This window comes from Bacteroides caecigallinarum (genome assembly GCF_021530995.1).
Classification (GTDB): domain Bacteria; phylum Bacteroidota; class Bacteroidia; order Bacteroidales; family Bacteroidaceae; genus Phocaeicola; species Phocaeicola faecigallinarum.
Genome location: NZ_JADYTF010000130.1, coordinates 1 through 9199, shown reverse-complemented (window position 1 = coordinate 9199; position 9199 = coordinate 1). Strand labels below are relative to the sequence as shown.

Here is a 9199-nt window from a genome sequence, read left to right as displayed (position 1 = left end):
AAATAACAAGAGGAAATCAAGCCTTAAGGGTAAAAGAAAAATGGCGGGATGGAGCGATGAGTTTCTTGCTGAACTTTTAGATGCACCATGGCAAAATGAAGATATTAAGTAATGCGTCAGCCCTGGGGATACTTACATAGATACCGTTACACGTTCGTGTTACGAGCGAAACACGTTCGTGTAACGCATGTAACTCATACGTGTTACACGCGGAACACGTACGTGTAACGGTAAGTTTGAACCTATGCTTTTCGGAAGGAGATGGAACTCTGTTTCTAAATATATGCACATTAAATAATATACAATGAATAGTATGAAAACAAAACTACTTTTAATCGTTCAAATTCTAATAATTAGTGCTATGACAAATCTAAATGCGCAAGACAAGAAGACTTTCGTGCCAAGCGATAAAGTCGTGACAGAACGCGTGTCGTTCAAGAACCGTTTCGGAATAACTCTCGTTGCAGATATGTATCGTCCGAAAAATGCGGAAGGTCCGTTGCCTGCATTGGCTGTGAGCGGTCCTTTCGGTGCTGTGAAAGAACAGTCGTCCGGACTTTATGCACAGACTATGGCTGAACGTGGATTCCTTACAATAGCTTTCGATCCGTCTTTCACAGGCGAGAGTGGGGGAGAGCCGCGATATGTGGCATCGCCGGATATAAATACCGAGGATTTCAGTGCGGCAGTGGATTATCTGACGACTCGTACGGATGTCGATCCTGAGAGAATAGGTATAATAGGTATATGTGGATGGGGAGGATTTGCCCTGAATGCTGCGGCTATCGATACCAGAATAAAGGCTACTGTGGCAGTGACCATGTACGACATGAGCCGTGTGACGGCAAACGGATATTTCGACTCGATGGATGAGGATGCACGTTATGAACTTCGCAAGAAACTGAACGAACAGCGTACCGTCGACGCTAAGAACGGAAGCTATGCCCTGGCAGGTGGAGTGATTGACCCGCTGCCTGAAGATGCTCCACAATTCGTCAAGGATTACTATGCTTACTACAAGACTCCGCGCGGCTATCATCCACGTTCGCTCAACTCAAACAACGGATGGAACGTCACTTCGTCACTCTCATTCATCAATACCCCTCTGTTGACATATAGCGGTGAGATAAGGAGTGCCGTGCTGCTTGTTCATGGCGAGAAAGCACACTCACGCTATTTCTCCGAAGATGCTTTCAAGAAACTCAAGGGAGATAATAAGGAACTTCTCATCGTTCCGGGTGCAAGTCATGTAGATTTGTATGACAATGTAGCAGGTGTGATTCCATACGAGAAGATGGAGAAATTCATACGCGACAATATGAAATGATTATAGTGTGATAAAACGAAAAAAAGAGAAAATCAGTCGGCTATGCCTTTTTGATTTTCTCTTTTTTCGTGATTCCGCCGCGATTCGAACGCGGGACCCACAGCTTAGAAGGCTGTTGCTCTATCCAGCTGAGCTACGGAACCATCCTTGTTGATTTATCTGCCATTAAGTGATTCCGCCGCGATTCGAACGCGGGACCCACAGCTTAGAAGGCTGTTGCTCTATCCAGCTGAGCTACGGAACCAATCCTTAATTGCGGTGCAAAGGTAGATGTAATTTTTTAATTATACAAGTTTTTTATGTCTCTTTTTTCTCGTTTTGTCCGAGTTTTCTTTAAATGGCTCTATATTAACTCTATATATTACACAGCTCTTGGTATTCTCAATATAATGCTTAGTATTGCAAATATACATAGAACTATAGGATAGTACAGATATTCCATGATATTCAGCGGAGAGACTGATGCCAGTTCTGCCGCAATCAGCATTTGCGCGCCGTACGGGATTATTCCCTGAATTACGCATGAGAATATGTCGAGTATGCTTGCGCTTCTTCTCTTGTCAATCTTGTATTCTTCGGCTATGTCGGAAGCAAGAGGCCCTACGGTAATTATGGCTATTGTGTTATTGGCGGTACACATATTTGCCAGGCTTACCAGTGCTGCAATACTGAATTCTGCTCCTCGTTTTCCGCTTACTTTTTTGGTGAGTTTGTGAAGTATGTAGTCCACTCCACCGTTGAAACGTATCAGCTCAAGCATTCCTCCGGCCATTAGGGTGATGATGATGAGTTCGCCCATTCCTGTTATTCCCTGTCCCATCGAACCGAACCATCCGAAGAAGTCGAATGCTCCGTATGCCATTCCTATGATACCGGTTGATATGATTCCAAGCAAGAGAACCAGCATTACGTTTACTCCTGCAATTGCTGTCACCAATACTATTATATAAGGTATTACCTTTCCCCATTCTATACTTCCGGTTGGAGCAATGGTTTCAACATTATTGCCATAGAAGATATAGTAGGCAAAAACCAGAATTGCGGCGGGCATCGCTATTAGCATATTCATCCTGAACTTGTCTCTCATCTGGCAACCTTGCGTTCTGGTTGCGGCTATAGTAGTATCCGATATGAACGAAAGATTATCTCCGAAGAAAGACCCTCCTATGACAAGAGCAGTCATAAAAGGAATACTTACATCTGTTTTTGCGGCTATTCCCACAGCAACAGGAACAAGTGCAACTATCGTTCCTACCGAAGTTCCTATTGATAGTGATATGAAGCATGACGCCAGAAACACTCCGGCAAGCAGCAGGCTGTCCGGAAGGAGGTGAAGAGTGAGATTTACGGTGGCATCTATGGCTCCCATAGCTTTGGCCGACTGTGCGAATGCTCCTGCCAGAATGAAAATCCATATCATCATCATGATATTCTTGTTGGCGGCTCCGGTGGAATATTGTATTATTCTGTCGTTCAGGCTAAGTCCTTTTGTAGTAGCCACCGCATAAATTGATGCTACAAGGAATGCCACAGTGATAGGAACCTTGTAGAAATCGTTCACTATTATCGAAGTAACCAGGTAGAGGCACAAAAATACTGCTAAAGGCATAAGTGCAGCTCCGCTGGGCTTGTTTATAATAGGTGTAAGTTTGTTTAAATTCATTATATATCAGATGTTGTTTGTCATGACGTGTGCGTCAAGATAAAAATCAATATTCTCCTTCGATATGAGAGTTATAGGCATATAGTTGTATGGCTTGACTTCTTTCTTCAGAATGAGGTGTTCAAACAGACATTCTATGCAGCTTTGTCCCTGTTCTGTGGGTTGCTGTGCTATTATGAAGTCTATATTTCCTTCTTTGAGGCATTTCACGTTTCTTCTCAATAGATCGTAACCCATTAGTTTGAAACCTTTTCGGTTTATTTTTTGCATGTATTCGCCTATAATGTAAGCTTTGGAGTTGAAAGTTATTCCACAGTTTATTTCAGGATGTTCAGCAAAAAATTCTTCCATGATTTTTTCGTTGTTTTCTGGATTTTTTACATAGAAGTTCAATTCGTAGAGCTTTATTTCCGGACAATTTTTCTTTATGTATTCCCGGAAACCTTCTTCTCGATTTTGCTGTTGGTTTGAACCAAGTTTTCCACCGTAAATAAGACGAAAAATCACAACAGGTTCATTATGTTCAGCCATAAGACTTAGTATACGAGCGGCAAAATATCCACTACTATGCGAATTCTGTCCGTAAAAACTTAGAGGGTTGAGTGATTTTATGTTAGAGTCAATAAATACGAAAGGTGTATTTCTCTCTTGTAGTTGTAATGCTATCGGTCTGGTTTCTTTTTCGGAACTTGGAGCCATTATTACTCCATCCGGCTTAGTCTCAAACATTTTTTTGGCAGCTTCGGCAAATGCTCCCGATTCATATTGGTCGTAATATGATATGTTTAGACTTATATTGAAGTCTTTATAAGCACTAATTGCGTGATTCATCCCTGCTTCTACATCAATCCAGTAATCTTCATTTGTATGTGTGGGCAGAATACATGCTAAATTGTACTTCTTGTTTGAAGCCAGTGCGCTGGCATACATGTTAGGCTGGTAGTTCATTTGTTTCAGAATTTCTTCAACCTTTTTCTTGCTTGATTCAGATACACCTGACCTACCATGGATCACTCTGTCTACAGTTCCTACAGAAACTCCAGCCTTTATGGCTATGTCTTTAATACGGATTCTTTCAGACTTGTTTTCTATCATATTACACCTTATTATATATACAAGAATAAATAATAACGGAAAAAATTTCGATACAAAACTACAACATTTTTTGGTATTATGAAAATATATCGTACCTTTGTGTGCGCACACGAATGTATTTCTTAATAAATATCAATTGTGTGTTATGAGTGATTTTTAGTATAAAAGAATTAATAAACCTATTTCAATAAAAATATTTTATTATGGCAAAAATTGTTACACTTGGAGAAATTATGTTGAGATTATCCACTCCGGGTAATACTCGTTTCGTTCAGTCTGATTCTTTCGATGTAGTTTATGGTGGTGGCGAAGCTAACGTAGCTGTAAGCTGTGCCAACTACGGACACGATGCTTATTTCGTAACTAAACTTCCTAAGCATGAAATCGGACAGTCTACTGTAAACGCGCTTCGCAAATATGGTGTTAAGACTGACTACATCGCTCGTGGTGGCGACCGTGTAGGTATCTACTATCTTGAGACTGGTGCTTCAATGCGTCCAAGTAAGGTTATCTATGACCGTGCTCATTCCGCTATCGCTGAAGCAGATCCATGTGATTTCGACTTCGATGCTATCATGGAAGGGGCTGAATGGTTCCACTGGTCTGGTATCACTCCTGCTATCTCTGACAAGGCTGCCGAACTTACAAAACTTGCTTGCGAGGCTGCTAAACGTCACGGTGTAACAGTTTCTGTAGACTTGAACTTCCGCAAGAAACTTTGGACTAAGGAAAAAGCTCAGTCTGTCATGCGCCCTTTGATGCAGTATGTTGACGTATGTATCGGTAACGAAGAAGATGCTGAACTTTGTCTTGGATTCAAACCTGATGCAGACGTAGAAGGTGGTAAGACTGATGCTGAAGGCTATAAAGGTATCTTCACTGCTATGGCTAAGGAATTCGGATTCAAATATGTAATCTCTACTCTCCGTGAATCATTCTCTGCAACTCACAACGGTTGGAAAGCTATGATTTACAACGGTGAAGAATTCTATACTTCAAAACGTTACGACATCGATCCTATCATCGACCGTGTAGGTGGTGGTGACTCATTCTCTGGTGGTATTATCCACGGATTGCTTACTAAGCCTAACCAGGGCGCTGCTCTTGAATTCGCGGTTGCTGCTTCTGCATTGAAGCATACTATCAACGGCGACTTCAATCTTGTTTCTGCTGAAGAAGTTGAAGCCCTTGCTGGTGGTGATGCTAGCGGTCGTGTACAGCGTTAATAGTCTAATCATTTAAAAAGAATATTCAAAATGGCAAAATTCGATAAAGTTGCGGTATTGAACAAGATTGGTTCAACCGGTATGGTTCCTGTATTCTACCACAAAGATGCAGAAGTTGCAAAGAAAGTTGTAAAGGGTTGCTATGACGGTGGTGTTCGTGCATTTGAATTTACTAACCGTGGTGACTTTGCTCACGAGGTATTCGCAGAAGTAGTGAAATTCGCTGCTAAGGAATGTCCTGAAATGGCAATGGGTGTAGGTTCAGTAGTTGATCCTGCTACTGCAGCCCTTTACATTCAGCTTGGCGCTTGCTTCGTTGTAGGCCCATTGTTCAACCCTGAAATTGCTAAGGTATGTAACCGCCGTCTTGTAGCTTACACTCCAGGATGTGGTACAGTATCTGAAGTAGGTTTTGCTCAGGAGCTCGGTTGCGACTTGTGCAAGGTATTCCCTGGAGATGTTTACGGTCCTAACTTCGTTAAGGGTATGATGGCTCCGATGCCATGGTCTAAGCTTATGGTTACAGGTGGTGTAGAGCCATCTAAGGAAAACCTTACAGCATGGATCAAGGCTGGTGTGTTCTGTGTAGGTATGGGTTCTAAGCTGTTCCCTAAAGATAAGGTTGCAGCTGAAGACTGGGCATACGTAACAGACAAATGTGCTGAGGCTCTCGGCTATATAGCAGAAGCTAGAAATAAGTAATAAAAGGTTATAAAATGTGTATTTATAAAGTACCGGTGTGCTTTTCTATTGCGAAAGCGTGCCGGTGCTTTTTTATAAAATGTATACTTTGTGTAAAACTAGGTAAAATGAGGGGTAATTCTACTTATTTTAGTGCTTAAACTGGTATATGAGGCTTAATGTTATATTTTTTATGAAAAAAACATCTTCAAAGTGTTGCTTGATTAAAAATAAACATGTATCTTTGCACCGCATTTGAGAAAACGCCTTCGGGGTGTAGCGCAGTCCGGTTAGCGCACCTGCTTTGGGAGCAGGGGGTCCCAGGTTCGAATCCTGGTACCCCGACAAGGTAAAAACGGTTTCTTGAATATGTAAACATCTTCGGGGTGTAGCGCAGTCCGGTTAGCGCACCTGCTTTGGGAGCAGGGGGTCCCAGGTTCGAATCCTGGTACCCCGACAAGATGAAAAGATGTATCTTAATAAATAAACATCCTCGGGGTGTAGCGCAGTCCGGTTAGCGCACCTGCTTTGGGAGCAGGGGGTCCCAGGTTCGAATCCTGGTACCCCGACAAGATGAAAAAGATATATCATAATAAAAGAATAAATAACTTCGGGGTGTAGCGCAGTCCGGTTAGCGCACCTGCTTTGGGAGCAGGGGGTCCCAGGTTCGAATCCTGGTACCCCGACGGAAGAGAGGCTTTAGTGGCCTCTTTTTTAATTTTATAAGATATGGAAGATTTCATCAGTTCACAAATGCATATAGAGGCCGGTAGGGGACATGGTCTTTTAAACCGTAGAATGATTTTCAGAATTCTTGGTATACTTCTCTATTTGGAGGGTATGATGTTTCTCGCGTGTACACTGGTTTCTCTTTTATATAATGAAAGTGATTACATATACTTTGTTTATTCATTGCTGATAAACTTCGGTGTAGGAAGTCTGTTTGTTTTTTTGGGTAAGAACGCAGATAAAAGTCTTTCCAGGAGAGACGGATATTGTATCGTAGCTTTTACATGGTTGTTTTTTACTATGTTTGGTATGTTGCCTTTCTATATTAGTGGCAGCATTCCTTCGGTGACTGACGCCTTTTTTGAAACGATGTCAGGATTTACCACGACTGGAGCTTCTATTCTGGATAATATAGAATCTTTTTCTAACGGTATGCTGTTCTGGCGTAGCTTTACTCAGTGGATAGGTGGTTTGGGAATTGTGTTCTTTACTATAGCCATACTTCCTATATTCGGAGTGGGAAATCAGGTCCTTTTTTCAGCTGAGGCTACCGGAGTCAATCATGACAAGATTCATCCTAAGATTAGTAAAATGGCTAAGGGGTTATGGATGGTTTATCTGATGCTTACAGTTGTTGAGGCTGTGTTGTTGTGGTTTGGAGGGATGAGTGTTTTTGATGCTGTTTGCCATGCATTCACAACTACAGCTACAGGAGGTTTCTCTACTAAACAGAATAGTGTGGCATATTGGAATTCCCCTTTTATTGAATATGTAATAACTATATTTACAATGCTTTCGGCTATAAATTTCTCTCTTTATTTTCTGATATTCAAAGGAAAAACCTGGCATTGGCTGAAAGATGTTGAAACAAGATGTTTCTTGTTTTCAGTGGGAACGGTAACGGCTATTATAACATTGGCATTATATTTCTTAAAGGGGTATGGACTCGAGCTTGCTTTCAGACGTGCTTTTTTTCAGGTTGTAACGATTCATACATCATGTGGGTATGCAACTGATGATTATTCTACATGGCCACATTTTACTTTGGTCCTGCTGGTTTATATTATGTTTGCGGGTGGATGTACTGGCTCTACGGCTGGTGGTGTGAAGTCTATGCGTCTTCTTATTATTCTGCAGAATGTAAAGAATGAGTTCAACAGGCTGATGCATCCGCGTGCAGTACTTCCGGTAAAGGTTAATGGACATTCTGTTTCGTCTTCTACCATATCAACAGTAACAACTTTTGCTATGCTTTACATAATATGCACGTTTGTGGGTTGGTTTATTTTTATGGTATTAGGACTTGAAATGATGGAGGCTATGGGTATTGCTGTATCTAGTATTGGAAACGTAGGTCCTGGCTTTGGTAGTTTTGGTCCTGCTTATTCCTGGAGTGCTCTTCCTGATGCCGCAAAATGGGTCTCATCTTTCCTGATGCTTATTGGTCGATTGGAGCTGTTCGGCATATTGTTGATGTTTGCACCAAGTTTTTGGAATAAAAGATAAACATTATTATGTGTTTTATTTAAGATATAAGGATTTACATGTAAATAAATTTATAAACTTAGGCTTATATTTATATTTTCTGTATATTTGCATCGTACCATGTAACTGAACTTTAATAATTATGAAAGAAATTCATGTAAAGAGACTTCCTTGTGTTCTAGCTGAGGCTAAGCAAGTGAGTAAAATAATGGACGAGGCATTTATCGCATTTATACCTATTGATATAGTAAATTGGCCTGATTATCCTTATTGTCCCAAAGTTGAATTTAGAATAGCGCATACTGGAGAGTCAATATTACTTAACTATAGAGTTAAGGAAGCAAGTGTTCGTGCAGTTGCCCCTTCCGATCAAGGCAGAGTGTGGGAAGATTCATGTTGTGAGTTTTTTGTTCGTCCTGAAGATGAAAATGAATATTACAATTTTGAATGTAATTGTGTCGGGACATTATTGCTTAACTATGGGAAAAAAGGTGACAGACATCATGCTCCGAAAGAAGTGTTGTCCGGTATCAAGAGATGGTCATCACTTGGAAGAGAGCCGTTCGACGAACGTTTTGGAGAGATTTCATGGGAACTTTCATTGATTATTCCTGTATCTTCTTTATTTAATCATAATTTTAAGGAATTGTCAGGCAGGGCGTTCCGCGCCAATTTTTATAAATGTGGTGATTTGTTGCAGACTCCGCATTTCCTTTCATGGTCTCCGATAGATCTTCCGGAACCTTGTTTTCATTGTCCTGATTTTTTTGGTCGTTTGGTTTTCGAATAAATCAATTTTATATCCGGAACATTTTATGATGCGGATCATGCTGTAATTGAGGCTTTTTATTATTCTGAAATATTTTAGGTTCATCCGACATTTCGCGTGATAGTTTATTAAAGAAGAAAACCGCTGCACAAATTGTATATTTGAATAAGCACAAGCAAACGTACAATTATGAACAGCAGTTTTCTATATCATGCGTGGGGTCT

General features: G+C 40.9%; 7 protein-coding genes and 6 tRNA genes. 9 read left to right on the top strand and 4 right to left on the bottom strand.

The genetic code is table 11. The annotated features are described in order from the left end of the window. Positions 1–361 precede the first annotated feature (361 nt). Positions 362–1327, top strand: a complete 966-nt coding sequence (locus tag I6E24_RS14155) for an alpha/beta hydrolase (protein ID WP_235329188.1) — start codon at positions 362–364, stop codon at positions 1325–1327. 69 nt (positions 1328–1396) lie between these two features. On the opposite strand, the gene I6E24_RS14150 is transcribed toward I6E24_RS14155, so the two are convergent. From I6E24_RS14150 to I6E24_RS14135, 4 genes are all read right to left on the bottom strand, one after another. Next, positions 1397–1470: transfer RNA gene (locus I6E24_RS14150), tRNA-Arg, on the bottom strand. A gap of 27 nt (positions 1471–1497) precedes the next feature. Next, positions 1498–1571 (bottom strand) — tRNA-Arg (locus tag I6E24_RS14145). A 117-nt stretch (positions 1572–1688) separates the two neighbouring features. Further along, entirely contained in the window at positions 1689–2990 is a 1302-nt protein-coding gene (locus I6E24_RS14140; RefSeq protein ID WP_235329186.1) for a Na+/H+ antiporter NhaC family protein, read from the bottom strand. Positions 2991–2996: 6 nt separating this feature from the next. Beyond that, complete coding sequence (locus I6E24_RS14135) at positions 2997–4085, bottom strand: LacI family DNA-binding transcriptional regulator (RefSeq protein ID WP_235329184.1); 1089 nt, start codon at positions 4083–4085, stop codon at positions 2997–2999. A 203-nt stretch (positions 4086–4288) separates the two neighbouring features. On the opposite strand from I6E24_RS14135, the gene I6E24_RS14130 reads away from it, so the two are divergent. The 8 genes from I6E24_RS14130 to I6E24_RS14095 all read left to right on the top strand — a co-directional run bounded on the left by I6E24_RS14130 (position 4289) and on the right by I6E24_RS14095 (position 8996). Beyond that, positions 4289–5311, top strand: coding sequence for a sugar kinase (locus I6E24_RS14130; RefSeq protein WP_262911938.1), 1023 nt, complete (start codon positions 4289–4291; stop codon positions 5309–5311). 30 nt (positions 5312–5341) lie between these two features. Then, positions 5342–6013 carry a bifunctional 4-hydroxy-2-oxoglutarate aldolase/2-dehydro-3-deoxy-phosphogluconate aldolase gene (locus I6E24_RS14125; protein ID WP_235329182.1) on the top strand — a complete coding sequence of 224 codons (672 nt, stop codon included), beginning with the start codon at positions 5342–5344 and terminating at the stop codon, positions 6011–6013. 249 nt (positions 6014–6262) lie between these two features. Then, a tRNA-Pro gene (locus I6E24_RS14120) sits at positions 6263–6337 on the top strand. Positions 6338–6374: 37 nt separating this feature from the next. Next, positions 6375–6449, top strand: a tRNA-Pro gene (locus I6E24_RS14115). A gap of 37 nt (positions 6450–6486) precedes the next feature. Next, positions 6487–6561 (top strand) — tRNA-Pro (locus I6E24_RS14110). Between the two features lie 42 nt (positions 6562–6603). Further along, a tRNA-Pro gene (locus tag I6E24_RS14105) sits at positions 6604–6678 on the top strand. Between the two features lie 43 nt (positions 6679–6721). After that, on the top strand, positions 6722–8227 hold the full coding sequence (locus I6E24_RS14100; protein WP_235329180.1) for a TrkH family potassium uptake protein: 1506 nt from the start codon (positions 6722–6724) through the stop codon (positions 8225–8227). 121 nt (positions 8228–8348) lie between these two features. After that, a complete protein-coding gene (locus I6E24_RS14095) occupies positions 8349–8996 on the top strand; it encodes a carbohydrate-binding family 9-like protein (RefSeq protein WP_235329178.1) in 648 nt (215 codons plus the stop codon). The last annotated feature ends 203 nt before the right edge of the window (positions 8997–9199 follow it).